Origin of the sequence: Streptomyces sp. AgN23 (assembly GCF_001598115.1) — a bacterium.
In the GTDB taxonomy this organism is placed as follows: domain Bacteria; phylum Actinomycetota; class Actinomycetes; order Streptomycetales; family Streptomycetaceae; genus Streptomyces; species Streptomyces antimycoticus.
This window is the reverse complement of sequence record NZ_CP007153.1, coordinates 4,659,398-4,676,745: the sequence shown is the minus strand read 5'-3', so window position 1 is coordinate 4,676,745 and position 17,348 is coordinate 4,659,398. Positions and strand designations below refer to the sequence as shown.

At 69.2% G+C, this 17,348-nt stretch carries 16 protein-coding genes; 8 read left to right on the top strand and 8 right to left on the bottom strand.

Annotation, left to right across the window (positions count from 1 at the left end):
- Window positions 1–77 precede the first annotated feature (77 nt).
- Together AS97_RS20045 and AS97_RS20040 are read left to right on the top strand one after the other, a co-directional pair.
- Window positions 78–1,343: an Ig-like domain-containing protein gene (locus AS97_RS20045; RefSeq protein ID WP_059145188.1), complete on the top strand. Its 1,266-nt coding sequence runs from the start codon at window positions 78–80 to the stop codon at window positions 1,341–1,343.
- Between the two features lie 237 nt (window positions 1,344–1,580).
- Window positions 1,581–2,363 (top strand): VOC family protein, encoded by a 783-nt coding sequence (locus AS97_RS20040; RefSeq protein ID WP_125759421.1) that lies wholly within the window; start codon window positions 1,581–1,583, stop codon window positions 2,361–2,363.
- 111 nt (window positions 2,364–2,474) lie between these two features.
- Here the strand turns inward: AS97_RS20040 and AS97_RS20035 are convergent, their stop codons facing one another.
- Window positions 2,475–3,938, bottom strand: coding sequence for a DUF2079 domain-containing protein (locus AS97_RS20035; RefSeq protein ID WP_086709957.1), 1,464 nt, complete (start codon window positions 3,936–3,938; stop codon window positions 2,475–2,477).
- An 83-nt stretch (window positions 3,939–4,021) separates the two neighbouring features.
- Here AS97_RS20035 and AS97_RS20030 point away from each other — a divergent pair, with 83 nt between their 5' ends.
- The 4 genes from AS97_RS20030 (at window position 4,022) to AS97_RS20015 (ending at window position 7,263) form a co-directional block, all read left to right on the top strand.
- Window positions 4,022–4,720 (top strand): HNH endonuclease family protein, encoded by a 699-nt coding sequence (locus AS97_RS20030; RefSeq protein WP_210565391.1) that lies wholly within the window; start codon window positions 4,022–4,024, stop codon window positions 4,718–4,720.
- A 372-nt stretch (window positions 4,721–5,092) separates the two neighbouring features.
- Entirely contained in the window at window positions 5,093–5,710 is a 618-nt protein-coding gene (locus AS97_RS20025; RefSeq protein ID WP_210565390.1) for a SurA N-terminal domain-containing protein, read from the top strand.
- Window positions 5,671–6,726 carry a nucleoside triphosphate pyrophosphohydrolase gene (locus AS97_RS20020; protein ID WP_236670078.1) on the top strand — a complete coding sequence of 352 codons (1,056 nt, stop codon included), beginning with the start codon at window positions 5,671–5,673 and terminating at the stop codon, window positions 6,724–6,726. The genes AS97_RS20025 and AS97_RS20020 overlap by 40 nt, the downstream gene beginning before the upstream one ends.
- A 117-nt stretch (window positions 6,727–6,843) precedes the next feature.
- Window positions 6,844–7,263, top strand: coding sequence for a DUF6479 family protein (locus AS97_RS20015; protein ID WP_210565389.1), 420 nt, complete (start codon window positions 6,844–6,846; stop codon window positions 7,261–7,263).
- Between the two features lie 152 nt (window positions 7,264–7,415).
- Here the strand turns inward: AS97_RS20015 and AS97_RS20010 are convergent, their stop codons facing one another.
- The 7 genes from AS97_RS20010 to AS97_RS19980 form a co-directional block, all read right to left on the bottom strand.
- Window positions 7,416–8,789 (bottom strand): tryptophanase, encoded by a 1,374-nt coding sequence (locus tag AS97_RS20010; protein WP_059145181.1) that lies wholly within the window; start codon window positions 8,787–8,789, stop codon window positions 7,416–7,418.
- Between the two features lie 47 nt (window positions 8,790–8,836).
- The gene (locus AS97_RS20005) at window positions 8,837–9,982 is read right to left on the bottom strand and encodes a tryptophan dimethylallyltransferase family protein (RefSeq protein WP_210565388.1); all 1,146 of its coding nucleotides are present in this window, start codon (window positions 9,980–9,982) and stop codon (window positions 8,837–8,839) included.
- Window positions 9,983–10,324: 342 nt separating this feature from the next.
- Window positions 10,325–11,671: a cytochrome P450 gene (locus tag AS97_RS20000; protein ID WP_059145179.1), complete on the bottom strand. Its 1,347-nt coding sequence runs from the start codon at window positions 11,669–11,671 to the stop codon at window positions 10,325–10,327.
- A gap of 9 nt (window positions 11,672–11,680) precedes the next feature.
- On the bottom strand, window positions 11,681–12,271 hold the full coding sequence (locus tag AS97_RS19995) for an ATP/GTP-binding protein (protein ID WP_059145178.1): 591 nt from the start codon (window positions 12,269–12,271) through the stop codon (window positions 11,681–11,683).
- Window positions 12,246–12,617, bottom strand: a complete 372-nt coding sequence (locus tag AS97_RS19990; RefSeq protein WP_059145177.1) for a DUF742 domain-containing protein — start codon at window positions 12,615–12,617, stop codon at window positions 12,246–12,248. Before AS97_RS19990 ends, AS97_RS19995 begins: the two co-directional genes overlap by 26 nt.
- Window positions 12,614–13,015 carry a roadblock/LC7 domain-containing protein gene (locus tag AS97_RS19985; RefSeq protein ID WP_059145176.1) on the bottom strand — a complete coding sequence of 134 codons (402 nt, stop codon included), beginning with the start codon at window positions 13,013–13,015 and terminating at the stop codon, window positions 12,614–12,616. The genes AS97_RS19990 and AS97_RS19985 overlap by 4 nt, the downstream gene beginning before the upstream one ends.
- Entirely contained in the window at window positions 13,012–14,169 is a 1,158-nt protein-coding gene (locus AS97_RS19980; RefSeq protein WP_059145175.1) for an ATP-binding protein, read from the bottom strand. The genes AS97_RS19985 and AS97_RS19980 overlap by 4 nt, the downstream gene beginning before the upstream one ends.
- A gap of 651 nt (window positions 14,170–14,820) precedes the next feature.
- Between AS97_RS19980 and AS97_RS19975 the strand changes: the two genes are divergently transcribed.
- On the top strand, window positions 14,821–16,098 hold the full coding sequence (locus AS97_RS19975; protein WP_059145174.1) for a cytochrome P450: 1,278 nt from the start codon (window positions 14,821–14,823) through the stop codon (window positions 16,096–16,098).
- Between the two features lie 146 nt (window positions 16,099–16,244).
- Window positions 16,245–17,252, top strand: a complete 1,008-nt coding sequence (locus AS97_RS19970; protein ID WP_125759429.1) for a transglycosylase family protein — start codon at window positions 16,245–16,247, stop codon at window positions 17,250–17,252.
- Window positions 17,253–17,348: the final 96 nt, after the last annotated feature.

Genomic DNA, 17,348 nt, shown 5'->3' with positions numbered 1-17,348 from the left:
GTACAGGCGTTCTTTTCAGGCAGGTCCGGGGTTTCTGGGGTCCAGATCAAGATCCAGGTCAAATGGAGAAGCGTGTGATGACGGACGGCAAGCGCCGTAAGGGGCTGGTGGCCGCGGCCGCCGTGCTCGGCGGCGTACTCACTCTCGCCGCATGCGGCGGGGATGGCGGCGGCGACGACGACGCCAAGAACGACGGGAACAAGTCGCAGTCGCAGGTCGACGAGGCAGCGGCCAAGGACGCGTCGGACGCCCACATCAAGATCACGCCAAAGGCCGGTGCGACGAACGCGGGCATCAACAGTGACACCAAGGTCACGGTCAGCGGCGGCAAGCTCAACTCCGTCACGATGACGTCCGCGGCGACCGGCAACACCGTGGCCGGGACCATATCGCCCGACAAGACGTCCTGGAAGCCGAGCGGACAGCTGGAGCGGGCCACCCAGTACAAGATCTCCGCGTCCGCCGAGGACTCCAAGGGCCGTAAGGCGACCGAGAACTCGTCCTTCACCACCGTCTCGCCCGCCAACAGCTTCATCGGCAACTTCACGCCCGAGGACGGCTCCACGGTCGGCGTCGGCATGCCGGTGTCGATCCGGTTCGACAAGGCGGTGACCAACAAGAAGGACGTCGAGTCGCACATCAAGGTCACCGCCAGCAGCGGCCAGCAGGTGGTCGGCCACTGGTTCGACGGGAACCGGCTGGACCTGCGCCCGAAGGACTACTGGAAGGCGGGCTCGACCGTCTCCCTGAAGCTGGACCTGGACGGCGTCGAGGGGGCGCCCGGTGTCAAGGGCGTCCAGGAGAAGACCGTCAACTTCAAGATCGGTCACTCGCAGGTCTCGACGGTCGACGCCGAGTCCAAGGAGATGAAGGTCGTCCGCGACGGCAAGCTGCTGAAGACCATCAAGATCTCGGCCGGCAGCCCCGACAACACGACCTACAACGGTCAGATGGTGATCTCCGAGAAGTTCAAGGAGACCCGGATGAACGGTGCGACGGTCGGCTTCACGGATGACGACGGCAAGGGCGAGTACGACATCAAGGACGTGCCCCACGCGATGCGGCTGTCCACCTCGGGCACCTTCATCCACGGCAACTACTGGGGCGCCAAGTCCATCTTCGGCAACGTCAACACCAGCCACGGCTGTGTCGGCCTGTCGGACACCAAGGGAGCGGGCGACGCCAACACGGACGGCGCCTGGTTCTACAACAACTCCCAGGTCGGCGACGTCGTCGTCGTGAAGAACTCCAACGACAAGACCATCCAGCCGGACAACGGCCTCAACGGATGGAACATGGACTGGAGCCAGTGGGTGTCCGGAAGCGCCATCGGCGGCGCCTGACACACCGTCTCCTCACCACCGCCGGGCGGCGGTCGGCCTTCGGGCCGGCCGCCGCCCGGCGGTTTCGCGGCAGACTCGAGAACGGCCGGAAGCCGTGTGCACGGCCGGTCACGGACCGGTGCGCGCGGTAGCGATCCCCGTCGAGTGGCGTGCCTGCCCGGCCGGAGGAGAATGGGTGAAAGGGGGCCATCCCACCCGGCCACGCCCGGCCGGAGGTGGCGATACGGAGGCGGCCCCATGCCAGAAGTCACGTCCTATCAGCCCGGAACGCCCTGCTGGATCGATCTGATGGTCCCCGACCAACGGGCCGCCCTGGACTTCTACTCCGGGCTGTTCGGCTGGGAAGCGGAGGTCGGCCCTCCGGAGTCCGGGGGCTATGCGATGTGCACCCTGAAGGGCAAGCCCGTCGCGGGGGCCATGTCGGCGCAGTCGATGTCCGGGGAAGGCCCGCCGCCGACCGTGTGGACCACCTACTTCTGCTCCGCCGAGGCCCAGGCCACCTCGGAGGCCATCAGCCGGGCCGGTGGCACCGTGCTGCTGCCGGTCATGGATGTGATGGACCTGGGGCGGATGCTGGTGGCAGCCGACCCGCTGGGGGCCGTCTTCGGCGTCTGGCAGCCGCTCGGCTTCTCCGGCACCGGTCTCGTCAACGAGCCGGGCACGCTGATCTGGAACGAGCTCAACACCACCGACCGGGAGGCGGCTTCGGCGTTCTACGCGGAGGCGCTGGGTCTGGAGTCGACGCCGATGGAGGGCGCCGAGGGCTATTTCGCGCTCTCCGTCGACGGCCGTACGGTCGGCGGGCTCCAGCCGCTGCGGGAGGGGATGCCGCCGGAGGTGCCCCCGCACTGGCTGGTCTACTTCGCCGTCGAGGACGCCGACCGTGCCGCGGCCAAGGTGTCCGCGGAGGGCGGCACGGTCCTCCGCCCGCCGTACGACATGATCGCGGGCCGGGTGTCCCTGGTGAAGGACCCGCAGGGGGCGCCGTTCGCCCTCATCGCCCCGAAGCCCATGAGCTGAGCCGCGGGTCGAACCAGCGCGGACACCGCCCGGTCCCGCCCAGCGTCGCGTGAGACCTCGGCGTCGCGTGAGACCTCGGCGTCGCGTGAGACCTCGGCGTCGCGTGAGACCTCAGCCCCGCTTGAGGACGAAGTAGCCCGAGGTGGAGCCGACGGGCGTGTACCGCGTGTCCGGGTGGAGCTGCCCCGCGTAGTCGACCACCTGCCGCTCGGTGCGCTCCGGCGGCTCCTGCAGGGCTATGTAGTCCGGCTGTATGCCCTCGGTGGCGCCGACCCACAGCACCCGGCAGCGGCTGGTGAGCCGGCTTATCGGCCCGACGTTGGCCTCCACCGTCGCCCCGTCCGGGATCCGGTCCAGCAGCCGCTCCACCGCGCCGGCCTGCGGCGGCTTGTCGTAGGTGGCGCCCTGGGTGAGGCTGTACAGCGGCATGGAGGACGACAGCGCCAGGGCCGCGCCGCAGACCGCGGCGGGAAGCTGGCGGGCGTACGAGGCGAGCCAGGGCCGCCGGGTGGCGCGGGTGCGGTCCAGGGCGTCCACCAGGGCCAGCAGGACGACCGGCATCAGCACCGCGTTGTAGTGCCAGTCGGTGCCCCAGTAGTGGTCGTCGTGGGAGAGGAAGCGCCAGCCGAGGGTGGGCACGGCGGCCAGCAGCAGCGGGGAGCGCAGCGCCAGCAGACCGGTGGTCGGCAGCAGGATCCACAGCAGGGTGCGCAGCGCGGTACCGAAGGGGATCGTGCCGGTCTGCTCACCGCCGCTGCCGACCTTGTCCCAGTAGTCGTACGAACCCCCGCCGTTGAAGCCGGGGATGACGACGCCGAGCGCGAGCGCCGAGACGATGACGCCGAAGCCCATCAGCACGACGGCGAGCGGTACGGCGCGGGGGCCGCGCTCAGGGTCGCGCCGGGCGCGGATCCACACGACCGCGCCGATCGCGGCCACGGTGGCGCCCATGTCCTCCTTGACGAAGACCAGCGGGGCGGCCCACAGCATCGCCGGGTACCAGCGCTTGCGGATCACCGCCTCCAGGGAGAAGGCGATGAGCGGAACGGCGAAACATATCTCGTGGAAGTCGAAGTCCACGGCGCGCTGGAGGCCCCAGGAGACCCCGTAGGCGATGCCGATCGCGAGCCCCCGGCCGCGCCCCAGCAGCCGGGCGGCGACACGGGTGACGGGGACGGCGGAGACGGCGAACAGCGCCGCCTGCGCGACCAGCAGCGTGACGGGGCCGGGGAAGAGCCGGTAGACGGGGCCGAGCAGCGCCGTGATGGGGCTGAAGTGGTCGCCGAGGATATTGGCGCCGGGGCCCTTGAGATCGGCTATGGGGGCCTGGAAGTGGGCGTACGCCCGTATCGCCTGCTCGAAGATGCCCAGGTCCCAGGACATGGTCGCCATGCGGCGGTAGCGGCAGACCGACAGCGCCGTGAAGGCGGCGAAGAGGGCGAGGGCCAGCCAGTACGGATCGGCCCGCGGACGCCGCAGTAAACCGGCTCTCGCGACGAGCCGGGTACGCCCCGCGGTGACGGCGGTCGCCCTCTCGGCGCCGGTGCCGGGCGGAGCCGTTGCGGCCGTGTCCATCCAGGGTCCTTATCGTGTGGGCGGTCTGTGCGAAAAGATACGCGAAGGGGGCGGGAAGGTTGCAGGGACGGTTTCGCATACCGATGCGGAGTTCTGTGGCGGTGCTGGTCGCGCTGTTGGCGGCCGGCGGCTGCAAGGCCGGTGACCAGGACGGTGACCAGGGTGGCGGCAAGAGCGGGGGCGCTTCGAGCGCGCCCACGGCGTCCGGACCGGCCCTTACGGCTGTGTCCTCGCTCACAGTCAAGGGGCGTGCGCCGAAGACGGGTTATGAGCGCAGCGAGTTCGGCAGCTCGTGGGTGGACACCGACGACAACGGCTGCGGGACCCGCGATGACATCCTCAAGCGGGACCTGAAGGACGTGAGGTTCCGCGACGGCCACTGCCTGGTCGCCTCGGGCACGCTCACCGACGATCCGTACACCGGCCGCGATGTGCGGTTCGTCCGGGGCCACAGCAAGGTCGACATCGACCATGTGGTCGCGCTGTCGGACGCCTGGCAGAAGGGCGCCCAGACGTGGGACCGGGACAAGCGCCTGGCGTTCGCCAACGATCCGCTCAATCTGATCGCCGTGGACGCGTCCGCCAACCGCCGTAAGGGAGACGGGGACGCGGCTACCTGGCTGCCGCCCAACAAGGCGTACCGCTGCGACTATGTGGCGCATCAGGTGGCCGTGAAGAAGGCGTACGGGCTGTGGGTGACCGAGGCCGAGAAGGGTGCGATGAAGCGGGTGTTGGGCGGCTGCCCGACGGCGAAGCTGCCCGCGCGCTCCGGCGGCCGCTAGGGGGCGTCTCGCCGACCATGCCGGGCTCCCGGCGTCCGGCACGGCACGTCCCGGCGTCCGGCACGTCCCGGCGTCCGGCACGGCACCTCGCGGCGCCGCGCTCGTCGCACGCGGCGCCGCTGCGCTCTCCCCACGCGACGTGCGATGCTCCCCCAGCTACCGCTGGGAGGTGCCCCCTGCACCGGACGCCGCTCGCTGATCCGGCCTGATCGACAAGACACCGCCTGGGCCCGCTCCGGCCGATGACGGCCGGAGGCTGACCAAGACCGCGGTGAATCGTTGTCCAAGCAGTGGCCTAGGCCGCGCCGACTCCATACCATCGATCAACGCCAGATCGTTTGTCGCGCCGCACGATCTCTGCCGGGAGGCTCAATGATCCGCCGCCATACTGCGCTCTCCGTCTCTGCCGCGTCCGCGCTCCTCCTCTCCGCCCCGCTGCTCACCGCGTGCGGCGAGGCCCCGCGGCCCGGCGCCGCGGCGGTCATGGACGGCGGCCGGATCACCGTGTCCGAGCTCCAGGGGCAGGTCAAGGCCGTCCGGGAGGCGCAGCGCAATGACCCGAGGGCGACTCAAATGGTCGCGGGCAGCGGCCGGCTGAGCCAGGACACGCTGATCCGGATGATCCAGTTCCGGGTGATCGAGCGGGCCGGTAAGGACAACGGGATCAGCCTCACCCGCCGCGAGATCCAGCGGGCCCGCTCCACGGCCGAGACGCAGAGCGGCGGGGCCACCGCCCTGCGCGCCCTGTATCTGCAGCAGGGCATCGCGCCCGCCGGGATCGACGAGGCCGTCCGGATGGACCTCACGCGCAACGCCCTGCTGCGCAAGCTGGGCACCTCCAAGGTCAACGAGGTGTTCGCCCGGACCTCCAAGGCGCTCGACATCAAGGTGAACCCCCGCTACGGAAAGTGGGACAACACCCAGGGCACCGCCGTCCTCGCCAGGGAGGCATGGCTGCGCACCTCCGGCGGCGCCCCGGAGCAGGCGTAAGTTACGTTGCAAGGGTGACCGCAGCTGACTCGCCCGTCCCCGCCGACGCCGCCCCCACCGGCCGCGTCGTCCTCCTCACCACCACCCACCGGGTGGCGCCGGGGCTGCTGTCCTGGCCCGCCTGGCAGGCGCTGCACGGCGCGGACCGGGTGCTCTCCGGCGATCCGGACCATCCGCAGCTGCCGTATCTGCGGGAGGCGGGCGTCGCGGTGGAGCCGGGCTCGCCGGCCGCGCGCGAGCTGGTCGACTACTGCGTGGCGGAGGGCGGCCGTACGGCCGTCGTGCTCACCTCGGCCGAAGGCGAGTCCGAGCTGACCGACGGGCTGGCGCGGCTGGCCGGATCCGGCCGTGAGGCGATGCCGGACCTGGAGCTGCTGCCCGGTTCCTACGATCTGCCGGGCGCACGGCTGCTCGATCTGGTGCAGGTCATGGACCGGATCCGCGCCGAGTGCCCGTGGAGCGGCACCCGGACCAACGAGGAGCTGGTGAAGTACGGCATCGAGGAGGCGTACGAACTCGTCGAGGCCATCGAGGAGGGCGACCGCGAGGCGCTGCTGGAGGAGCTCGGCGATGTGCTGCTGCAGGTCGTCTTCCACGCCCGGATCGCCCAGGACGACCCCGAGGACCCGTTCTCGATCGACGATGTGGCGGGCGGCATCGTGGACAAGCTGATCCATCGCCATCCGCATGTCTTCGGCGACGAGGCCGCCGAGACCCCCGAGGACGTCCAGAGGCACTGGCTGCGGACCAAGGCGGCCGAGAAACAACGCGATTCGGTCACCGAAGGGGTGCCACTCGGTCAGCCCGCGCTCGCGCTGACCGCCAAGCTGGCCTCTCGCGCCCGTACGGCCGCCCTTGACGTGGCCCTGCCGGACGGGACGGGCATCGGCTACGAGCTGCTGGCGCTCGCGGTGCGCGCCGAGGCGGACGGTGTGGACCCGGAGGCGGCGCTGCGCGCGGCGGCCCGCGCCTACCGCGACGCGATACGGGCGGCGGAGGGCTCCGCGGGGCGGTGACCCGGCGCGGTCTGTGACGTGGTGCTGGGGCGCGGTGCCCCGGGGCGGTGACGCGGGCGGGGTGTGACGCCCGTGGGGCCGGAGTGATATCCGGGCGGGTCCGGGTACCCGGCCGTCATGGATACGTACACCGAGGATCTCGCCGTGACCCGGGGCCTGTTGGTCGGGACCGGGCCGTTCATCGTCGGTCTGGTGGTCGTCATCCTGTGCTTCGGGGCCGTGTGGTGGGGGATACGGCTACGGGCCCGCGAACCGGCCCCGCCCCAGCATCCGCAGCCCCGCGCCGGCGCCTGGCAGAAGGCCCAGGAGGCCGATCACGAGGCGCGGGAGGCGGGCCATGGCCCGGGGCATCAGGACGACGACACCGGCGTCGGCTATGTCACCCAGCACCGCGAGCCCGACGCGCTGGACCGGGACCGCGGCCGCCGGTTCCCGTCCGAGCTGGGCGGCTCGGGGACGCGGGACTCCGGCAAGGGCGGCGCCGAGGGCCGGCCGACCTGGACCGAGGGCAGCAGCGGCTCGTTCGGCAACGGCTGAGGCGCGGACCCGGCCACGGGGCACCAGTACGGGGGCGCCGGGGTACGGGCTGCCCACCGTGCCGCGGGCGCGCGGCGCAGGCGTGTGACGAGGGCCCGGCACCGGTGGTGTCCGGTGCCGGGCCCTCGTCCGTGTCCCCTATGGTGCGGCGGTCAGCCCGTGATGGGCACCGGCGCCAGCGTGGCGCGGAAGTGGCGCAGGATCGGCGACTGGTCGGTGATCCGGAAGCCGTACACCTGGTCCGCGTTCTTGGCGATCTTCGCGAGCGTCTCGCCCACGTGGTCGTAGTGGCTGCGGGTGTAGACCCGGCGCGGCAGGGCCAGCCTGACCAGCTCGTACGGCGCGCTCTTGATCGGGTTCCCGTGCTCGTCCTCCTCACCGAGGTAGAGCGAGCCCAGCTCGGCCGAGCGGATGCCGCCCTCCAGGTAGAGCTGGACGGACAGGGCGTGGCCGGGGTAGCGGTGCGGCGGGATGTGCGGCAGCAACCGCCCGGCGTTGAGGTAGAGCGCGTGCATGCCCGGCGGCTCGACGATGTCCACGCCCGCGGCGCGGACCCGGTGGGCGAGGTGCGAGGCGATCTCGGCGCGCTCGGCGAGATAGCTCGGCTCGGTCACCTCGGTCAGCCCCTGCGCCATCATGTCGAGGTCGCGTCCGGCCAGACCGCCGTAGGTCGCGAACCCCTCGGTGGCGATGAGGAGCAGCTCGCACTTCTGGGCGAGCTGCGGGTCGTTGGTGCCGATGAAGCCGCCGATGTGGACGATGCCGTCCTTCTTGGCGCTCATCATGCAGCCGTCCGCCAGCCGGAACGCCTCCTCCGCGACCTGCCGGGGGGTGCGGTCGCGGTAGCCCTCCTCATGGCGGGTGACCAGCCAGGCGTTCTCGGCGAACCGGGCGGCGTCCAGGAAGAGCGGGACGCCGTGCTGACGGCACAGGGCCGCCGTCCGCTTGAGGTTGTCCATGGAGACGGGCTGGCCGCCGCCGCCGTTGTTGGTGATGGTCATGACCACCACGGCGACCCGGGAGCCATCGGGCCCGGACAGCGTCCGGGCGAGCGCCTCCAGGTCGATGTTGCCCTTGAACGGCTCGGTGCTGTCGAGGTTCTTGGCCTCGGGACACGGCAGATCGCGCGCCTCGGCCTCGTTCAGCTCGACATTGGCCCGGGTGGTGTCGAAGTGGGTGTTCGACAGCACGAGGTCGCCGCGCTCCAGCAGGGTGGTGAACAGCACCCGCTCGGCGGCGCGCCCCTGGTGGGCGGGGAGGATATGCGCGTAACCGGTGAGCTCGGTGACCGTCTCGTGGAACCGGTAGAACGAGCGGGAGCCCGAGTAGGACTCGTCGCCGGCCATCCCCGCGGCGAGCTGGGCGGCGGAGAGCGCTCCGGTGCCCGAGTCGGTGAGCAGGTCGATGGTCACCTCTTCGGCGCGCAGATCGAAGAGGTTGTAGTTCACACGCCGCAGCGCCTCTTCGCGCTGCTGCCGGGTGGTGAAGGGGATCGGTTCGACGACCTTGATCCTGTACGGTTCCACGCTGACCGCTGCTCCTGTCTTCTCGTTGTTCGGTGTCTCGGCGGATGTCACAACCGTGCCCGCACCCGGTCGCGGGTGGGGACCGTCTCGCGGGGCGGCCGTGTCCGGTACGCCTCGGAGGAGACGTAGACGGTCACCCGCGGGGGCCGGCCGCGCTCGTGGACCAGCGCCAGGTAGGCGATCAGGCCCACCCCGTCGCCGAGGGGGCGCGGGCTCACGGCGGCCAGCGCCCGGTCGAGCGCGGCACTGTCCATGTCATGGCTGCGCAGCACGGCCACCGCCCGTTCCCGGGCCTCGCCGTCGTGCCGGACGTAGTCGCGGACCGGCACGTGGAGGGTGTATCCGCTGGGCAGTCCGGTCGCCGTCTCCGTGAAGGAGTGGCAGGTGAGGGCGGGGCGTCCGGTGAGCCGGTCGGCGTCCTCATCGGCGGTGAGGTCGTCGGCGGCGGGGAGGTCCCCCGTGGTGCGGAAGAACTCCTCCAGCTGTTCCCGGCCCGGTGCGGGCGACATCCGGGGGAGGCAGCCCGCCTCGGTGGGGGACAGGCCGGGGTGCTTGAGGTAGACCTTCACCCGCGGGGCGTCCCAGTCGCCGAGGTCCAGGGCGAAGAACGGGAAGCCGTCCGCCCGGGGCAGCGAGTCGAACGCCTGCCGATGGCCGAGCCTGGCCAGCGCCTCGCGTACCGTCTCGGCGGCCCGGTCGGCGCCGTTCGCCGAGGGGTTCAGGTAGACCTTGACCCCGGGGACGCCGCCGGGGCGGAGCTCCAGGGCGCACCACAGGGCCAGCGGGCCCTCGGGGGAGTGGGGGAAGAACAGGTCCTCGAGCCCGTCGAGCTGGCCGGTCGAGAACCCCCAGCGGTCCGCCATGGCATGGACCGCCTGCAGACCGGCCCGGCCGTTCTCCGCGAGGTCATCGCCCCGGGAGCAGCCCGGTTCCACCAGGACCCGCAGGCCCGGAGCCCGGCCCGGCAGGAAGGCCAGGGAGAACTCCACGGGGCTGTGGTCGTCGGACAGAAAGGTCCGTGACGGGGGTGGCAGCGCCAACGGCCGTCCGGCCGAGGCGCCCAGACTCTCGATCAGCACCCCTGTGTAGGCGGCCGTATCGGCCTCGCTCAGCCCGGCCACCTGGCACAGCCGGGTCAGCTGGCCCGTGGCGAGGTCGCCGAGCAGCGTCTCATCCGAGCGGAAACCGTTCACCGAACCTCCCGCTGAATCGAGAGGAACGGCTGTTTGGGTATGTGTGGCGGGGTTATCGGGTGGTCATGCCCCACGAGAAGATACCCGCCCCGTGGGGCGGGTATCTCGGCTCCCATCGCGTGTGCTTCCGCGAAATTAGGGTAGGCGTTCGATTGGCCGCGGGGGTGGTGCAGTCGGGATATGAGTGAAACCGCGGATCGTCGACCGACAGTGGTGTCGTCGGCGGCGGGAGACCTCACGACAGCTCCTCTTAGGAATGGGCCAACAAAAATTGCGCGATAGTGCCTACCCGTTCAGTTGAACATTCATGCGGTATGAAATGGGTTCCGGATGTGGTGTGGATCACACTCTCCACCACGAGAGGAACGAACTCCACAAGCCGCCCTTCTCCTGCTTGTTCTGGGCGTGGCCGCGATGGTCGCCCGTCGGGATCTGTTGCTGTGCAACGGGCTGTTTGTCCGTACGTATCGGAGTGAATCGGGCAGGCAGTGCGGTCAGCCCGCGGTTGAACGGGCCGGGGCGCCAAGTCAGGCTCGACTCGGGTACCGCTAGCTCAATATCGGGCAGCTGATTGAGCAGTTTCTCGATGGCCACCACACCGATGAGCTGAGAGGTGTCCTTGGCCGGGCAGGCGTGCGGACCCGCGCTCCAGGCGAGGTGTGCCCGCTTGCTGAGCTGCTGCCGGGAGGCCGACAGTGCGGGGTCGGTGTTGGCCGCCGCGATGGAGATCAGCACCAGATCGCCCGCCCGTAGCCGGGTTCCGGCGAAATCCACGTCGGAAACCGGGTAGTGGGGGGCGTAGTTGGACATCGGCGGGCTGTTCCACAGCACATCGTCGAGGGCGTCCTCGACCAGCAGCCCGGCTCCCGCGTACCGCTCGTCGGAGAGCAGCAGGAGCAGCGCGTTGGCGATGAGGTTCCGCTGCGGCTCGGCGCCGGATCCCAGCAGCAGTACCAGCTGGTGGACCATTTCCTCATCGGTCAGCTGGGCATGGTGCTGCATAAGCCAGGAGGTGACATCTTCCCCGGGCTGCCTGCGCTTCAGTGCGACGAGTTCGCTGACGCTCTGGCCGAGCACCTCGTTCGCTTTCTCCGCATTGATTCCGTCGAAAATCCCGGAAATGCCGAAGATGACCCGGTCGCCGATTTCCGCCGGGCATCCGAAGAGCTCATTGAAAACAAACAGCGGCAGCAGTTTGGCATAGTCATTGAGCAGATCGGCCGAGCCGCGGGAGATGAACTGGTCCATCAGATAGTCCGCGACGCGCTCGACATGGCGGCTCAGGCGATGCGTATCCACCTTGGCCAGGCTGTCGGTCACCGCCTGACGCAGCCGCATATGTTCGGCGCCATCGGTGAACATGCAGTTCGGCCGGTATTCCAGCAACGGGACGACCGGACTGTCCCGGCTGACCTTGCCCTCGTTGTAATCGCGCCAGCGGCGCGAGTCCTTCCGGAAGGTGTCGGGGTTCTGCAGCAGCTGAAGCGCCGCCGAGTAGTCCGTGATGAGTGTGGCCTCGACCCCCGGGGAGAGCTCGACCGGTGCGGCCGGGCCGTGCGAGCGCATATACGTGTAATAGGCACCCGGATCGGCGGCGAACTCCGGCCCGTACAGCGGCACCCGCTTGCCGCTGCCATGGGCGGGGCAGCCGGGTGGTGGCACCGCCGAGAAATCCGATTGCATGTTCATCGAGTGCTCCTAGCGGGTACGTTCCTGTAGGTAACGGACAAGCGCCATCAGGGCATTGGCCGATGACTTCTCGTCACGTGCGTCACAGGTGACGATGGGGGTCTCGGGCAGCAGATCGAGCGCCTCGCGCAATTCCTCGTCGGGGCGGACCGGCGTGCCGGCGAAGTGATTGACGGAAATCGCATAGGGGAGTCCGTAGTGCTCCACCAGGTCGATCACCGGGAAGGATTCCTTGATGCGTTCGGGATCGACGAGGATCAGTGCCCCGAGAGCGCCTCGGGTCATGTCCTCCCACACCTGGACGAAGCGCTCCTGTCCGGGCGTGCCGAAGAGATACAGGACAAGCCTCTCGCTGAGCGTGAGGCGGCCGAAGTCCATGGCCACGGTGGTCGTGGTCTTGCCTCGGGTGCCCATCAGGTCGTCGACGTGGGCTCCGGCCTGAGTCATCCGCTCCTCGGTGCGCAGCGGAGGAATCTCGGACATGGTGCCGATGAACGTCGTCTTTCCGACCGCGAAATGCCCCACGACGAGGATCTTGGCCGCGATCTGCACCGCTTCGTTCAGATAGACGCCGTCATCCGAAACGGGCCTGGAGCCCATCCAGCACCTCCTGAAGGAGCGAAACGTCGACAAGCTGCGCGGGAGGCGCGGGGGCACGGGTGATCAGGTATCCGTCCGATGAGAGATCGGACAGCAGAACCTTCACGATGCCGATCGGGAGACCCATATGCCCCGCTATCTCGGCAACCGAGAGATAGCCACCCGCGCACAGCTCCAAGAGACTGCGCTTCTCCGGGTCGAGCTGACTGGGAGGTCTCTGTTCGGAGGCGGTGACCAGCGTGATCAGGTTGAACTGGTCGTTCTCCGGAAGCCCGCGACCGTTGGTGATGACATACGGTCGCACTAATTGAGCGGACTCGGGCTCCTGCTCGCCTGGTGCCGTCATGCCTGAATACCGCTGTTTTCGCGAGGTGGTGTGGTCAGCGCCTTGCCGAGTTGCCCGACAAGCTGCTGCATCCGGAAGGTGATGTCGGCCATGTCGACATCCGGGGCGGAGGAGACCGCCAGGTACGCGCCCTCACCCGCGGAGATGAGGAAGACCCAGCCACCATCGAACTCGACCAGGGTCTGGCGCCATGTCATATGGGTGCCACCGCAGAAGCCGGCCATGGTGCGGCTGAGCGACTGGATGCCGCTCATCGCCGCGGCAACGGTGTCGGCCTCGTCCTTTTGGACCTCTTGAGAACGGGCCATCAGCAGACCGTCGGCGGAAACCAGGATCGCATGACGAGCCCCTGGTACTTCCAGGGCGCTCTCAAGCATCCATGACAGGTCGTTGTTCACTGAGGATCATGCCCTTCCCTGTTCGGGTTTGCTGAGCGTCCGGACTGCGTGCCGCGCTGGAACGCGCCCATGATCGATGCGGATTCCTCGCTCGTCCGGGCCGGGGCGCTGGTCGAGTCTGCTCTGGGAACGATGGAAATCGACCCCTTACGGCGACGTTTGGGCAGGCCCCCGGCAGTGGCACCACTCACGGTCGAACCGCTGACGGTGGAACCGGTCATGGTGGAACCGCTCGCCTGCGGCTGCTCGGCCGCGGCGGAAACGTGGGTCGTCGGCTGCTCTTCCGGCTCGGGCATATTGGTCAGAAGGTCCTCGGGGAGAAGCACGACCGCGCGTACACCACCGTAGGGAGAGGCCGAATCGACGGACACCGTGAAGCCATAGCGCGCGGCGAGCACACCGATCACCGCGAAACCGAACTGCGGCGGATTGCCGAGTCCTGTTACACCGGTGGCGTGTGTGGCCGAGAGCAGCTTGTCCGCCCGGTTCTTCTCCTCCTCGTTCATACCGACACCGGCGTCGTCGATGATGACGCAGACGCCCTTGGGGACGGTGCGGATGGTGATGTCGATCGGCGAGTCGGGCGCGGAGTAACTGGTCGCGTTGTCCAAAAGCTCGGCCAGCGCCAGCGCGACCGGTTCGACAGCCCGGCTGACCAGAGCGAAGTTGCTCTGTGAGCGGATCTCCACCCGGGTGTAGTGACGGATGCGGCCCTTGGCGCTGCGGACCACGTCGTACACCGACGCCACCGCGCGCTGCCGGCCCAGCCAGCCGTCACACAGCACCGCGATGGACTGTGCGCGCCGCCCGAACTGCGAGTTCATGTGGTCGATCTCCAGGAGGTCCTGGAGAAGCTGATGCTCGCCGTATTTGTCCTGTGTCTTGGAGATGGCCAGCTGCTGCTCGTTGGCGAGGCCCTGAAGCGTACGCATAGCGGACTTCAGCGCGCTCTTGGTGGCCTCCTCGGCGCGGTTTTGAGCCTCCTGCACCGCGCCGGCGTAATTGTTCTCGAGGTCGGCCGCGCGTTTCGCTAGCTCCGCCTTCTCCTGGCGCAGATTCGCCCGCGCCTTTCGCCCGCGAACAATGGCGGTTGCGGCGAGAGGCGTGCCAGCGATCAGGGCCCAGAGCGCTGGATCCTGTAGATATTGCGTCATTAAGACTCTCTTTAAACGACTAGACCGCCAGGGACTTTAGGGAGGTGTGGTGCGTTATGCGTCTGGAATGTTCCTGAGCAGCGGTAAGTCAGCGCCCGTACGGCGCCCGCGGGTTCCGGGGACATCGCACTCGTCTTGCCGACGGCAGCGCGCAGGCGTCGGTGCGCCGGAACGGCTCCATATGCCCAACTGGCGGCATAATGCTCCTCAGAGTGGGGATCCTCTCGGCTGATGCGCCGGATCGCCGTGTGTCTTACGCGCCCTTGGCTCGCCTGGCAAGCGCGGTGATCGTATCACCGGTATCGCTGGGCTCCGCGCATGTGCCCCAGTCTCATTCGTTCACCTGACGTCGTTTCAGACACACCGCCAGTTCACCGCGTTGACCGACGTCAGGGCATGTCCCGGGGGTTCGCGTCGGGGCGGCGCGGGCAACCGCCGAACGGCGGTCGCAGCCATCAGATATCCGGGCATTCGACCCGCGCTGTGCGTGGGTGGTGAAGGATGTGTGGAGATGAATGAGGAATTCCGCCAGGCATTCATCCCGGTCATTGCTCCCTTATTCTCTTTGTTCTGCTTATTCACTTATTTCTCCTGTTGCCCGTTACTTCCGACAGGCCGGAGGGGGAGACTGGTCGCGGGTATCGTCGGGGCGTGTCGGAACAGCCCCGTGACAGCTCCGCTCCCACCCTCTTCACCTGGGAGTTCGCCACCGATCCCTACCCGGCGTACGCCTGGCTGCGCGAGCACGCCCCGGTGCACCGGACCACGCTGCCCAGTGGCGTCGACGCCTGGCTCGTGACCCGTTACGCCGATGCCCGGAAGGCGCTGGCCGATCCCCGGCTCTCCAAGAACCCCCAGCGGCACAGCGCGGCGGCCCACGCAAAGGGCAAGGTGGGCATTCCCGGCGAACAACGTGCAGATCTGATGACACATCTGCTCAACATCGACCCTCCCGACCACACCCGGCTGCGACGCCTGGTCTCCAAGGCGTTCACCCCGCGCCGGGTGGCCGCGTTCACCCCTCGCGTGCAGACCCTCACCGATCAGCTCATCGACACCTTCGAGGAAAGGGGAGAGGCAGACCTCATCCATGAGTTCGCCTTCCCTCTCCCTATCTATGCGATCTGCGATCTGCTCGGGGTGCCGCGCGAGGACCAGGACGACTTCCGGGACTGGGCCGGCGCGATGATCCGGCATGGCGGAGGCCCGCGTGGCGGGGTGGCCCGCGCCGTGAAGAGGATCCGCGCGTATCTCGGCGAGCTGATCCACCGCAAGCGCCTGGAGCTTGGGGAGCGGAGGGAAGAAGAGGACGGGGAGGATCTGATCTCGGGGCTGATCCGGGCCAGCGACCACGGTGAGCACCTCACCGAGAACGAGGCCGCGGCCATGGCCTTCATCCTCTTGTTCGCCGGCTTCGAGACCACCGTCAACCTCATCGGCAACGGGGTCTACGCACTCCTGCGCCATCCGGAGCAGCGCACCGTCATGCGGCGGGCCCTGGAAGACGGGGACGAGCGGCTGCTGGCCGCCGGGGTCGAGGAGCTGCTGCGCTACGACGGGCCCGTGGAGATCGCCACCTGGCGGTTCGCCATCGAGCCGCTCACCCTCGCGGGGCAGCGCATCGCCGAAGGGGAGCCGGTGCTGGTGGTGCTCGCCGCGGCCGACCGGGACCCCGAACGGTTCGCGGAGCCCGATGTCCTCGACCTCACCCGCCGCGACAACCAGCACCTCGGCTACGGCCACGGCATCCACTACTGCCTCGGCGCCCCGCTCGCCCGGCTGGAGGCGCAGACCGCGATCGCCACCCTGCTGCGGCGCCTGCCCGGACTGCGGCTCGCGGCGGATCCGGAGGATCTGCGGTGGCGCGGCGGGCTCATCATGCGCGGGCTGCGCACGCTCCCGGTGACCTGGAATTCCGCGGACCGCTGAGGCGTCCAAGCCCCGTACGTACGGACATTGGTGACGAATGATCAGTCGTGTGACCTCGGCGTGACCTGGGATACATCGGCTTGTGATGATCGAGTGCCCTCGCTATGTTCACCGGCAACCGAGTTCGCCATAGAGAGGGCAATCGCATGCGTTCCGGTAATGGTCGACACCGTCGCCCCCGTCAGGCTCCGGCCATCATCGTCGCGGCGGGGGTCACGGGGGCGAGCATCGCCCTGCCCCTCTTCGGGGCCTCCGGCGCCCAGGCCGCCGACACCGCCACCTGGGATCAGGTCGCCGAGTGCGAGAGCGGTGGCATGTGGAGCGCCAACGAGGGCAACGGCTTCTACGGCGGACTGCAGCTGACCCTCGACATGTGGAAGGACTACGGCGGCACGGAGTACGCCCCGCGCCCCGACCTGGCCAGCCGCTCCCAGCAGATATCCGTCGCCCAGTCGATCCTCGGCGACCGCGGCCCCGACGCCTGGCCGAGCTGCGCGCTGGGCGCCGGGCTCACCGACGGCGGCGGCGCCCCCGATGTGAACCCCGGCGGCACGGCCGCCCCGGATGCGGGGACGGGCCGGGGCGAGGCGGGGGACCGGGGGCGGGACGGCTCCTCCTCGCCGGAGGCGGACCGTTCGGGAACGTCCGACAGGGCCGGTAAGCCGGATTCGTCCGGATCGACCGAGGGGCCGGAGGCCCCTCGCACCTCCAAGTCCCCCGACGGGCTGGACGGCTCGGCGTCGGACACCCCGACGCCGGACGGTTCGGCCTCGGATGACCCGGCGTCGGACGGCTCGGGCGACTCGGCATCGGGCGGCTCGAAGGGGTCCTCGGCGGATCCCTCCGCCGACCCCTCGCCCTCCGGCCGCCACCGCGGCGCCCCGGACGCCGGGGAGCGGGGCGAGGGCGGCGATGCGGCGGACGGGCAGCCCTCCGGGCGCCACGCTTCGCGCGACGCCGCGGACCGCGACCAGAGCCCCACGGACGACGCTTACACCGTTCGCCCCGGTGACAATCTGTCAGGGATTGCCGAGGACCGGAATGTGTCCCGAGGTTGGGAAGGGCTCTACGAGAGCAACGAGGAGCTCATCGGAATCGACCCCGACCTGATCATCCCTGGTCAGCGACTTGACCTCGCCATCAGGGAGCAGTGATTCGGGGGGAATTGCCCGATCTGGTTCCGATGAGACATACATCTCGTCACAATTTCCGGGCCGCACCTCCTGTCCGATCTCTCCTCACCCGGCCCT

Excerpts from the sequence above, each read along its gene's own strand:
- AS97_RS19990 (WP_059145177.1), bottom strand. The coding sequence starts at position 12,617 with ATGACGGCACCAGGCGAGCAGGAGCCCGAGTCCGCTCAATTAGTGCGA.
- AS97_RS20020 (WP_236670078.1), top strand. The coding sequence starts at position 5,671 with ATGGCTGCGCACCTCCGGCGGCGCCCCGGAGCAGGCGTAAGTTACGTT.
- AS97_RS20000 (WP_059145179.1), bottom strand. The coding sequence starts at position 11,671 with ATGAACATGCAATCGGATTTCTCGGCGGTGCCACCACCCGGCTGCCCC.
- AS97_RS20025 (WP_210565390.1), top strand. The coding sequence starts at position 5,093 with ATGATCCGCCGCCATACTGCGCTCTCCGTCTCTGCCGCGTCCGCGCTC.
- AS97_RS19980 (WP_059145175.1), bottom strand. The coding sequence starts at position 14,169 with ATGACGCAATATCTACAGGATCCAGCGCTCTGGGCCCTGATCGCTGGC.
- AS97_RS20015 (WP_210565389.1), top strand. The coding sequence starts at position 6,844 with ATGGATACGTACACCGAGGATCTCGCCGTGACCCGGGGCCTGTTGGTC.
- AS97_RS19970 (WP_125759429.1), top strand. The coding sequence starts at position 16,245 with ATGCGTTCCGGTAATGGTCGACACCGTCGCCCCCGTCAGGCTCCGGCC.
- AS97_RS19995 (WP_059145178.1), bottom strand. The coding sequence starts at position 12,271 with ATGGGCTCCAGGCCCGTTTCGGATGACGGCGTCTATCTGAACGAAGCG.
- AS97_RS20045 (WP_059145188.1), top strand. The coding sequence starts at position 78 with ATGACGGACGGCAAGCGCCGTAAGGGGCTGGTGGCCGCGGCCGCCGTG.
- AS97_RS20040 (WP_125759421.1), top strand. The coding sequence starts at position 1,581 with ATGCCAGAAGTCACGTCCTATCAGCCCGGAACGCCCTGCTGGATCGAT.
- AS97_RS20035 (WP_086709957.1), bottom strand. The coding sequence starts at position 3,938 with ATGGACACGGCCGCAACGGCTCCGCCCGGCACCGGCGCCGAGAGGGCG.
- AS97_RS20030 (WP_210565391.1), top strand. The coding sequence starts at position 4,022 with ATGCGGAGTTCTGTGGCGGTGCTGGTCGCGCTGTTGGCGGCCGGCGGC.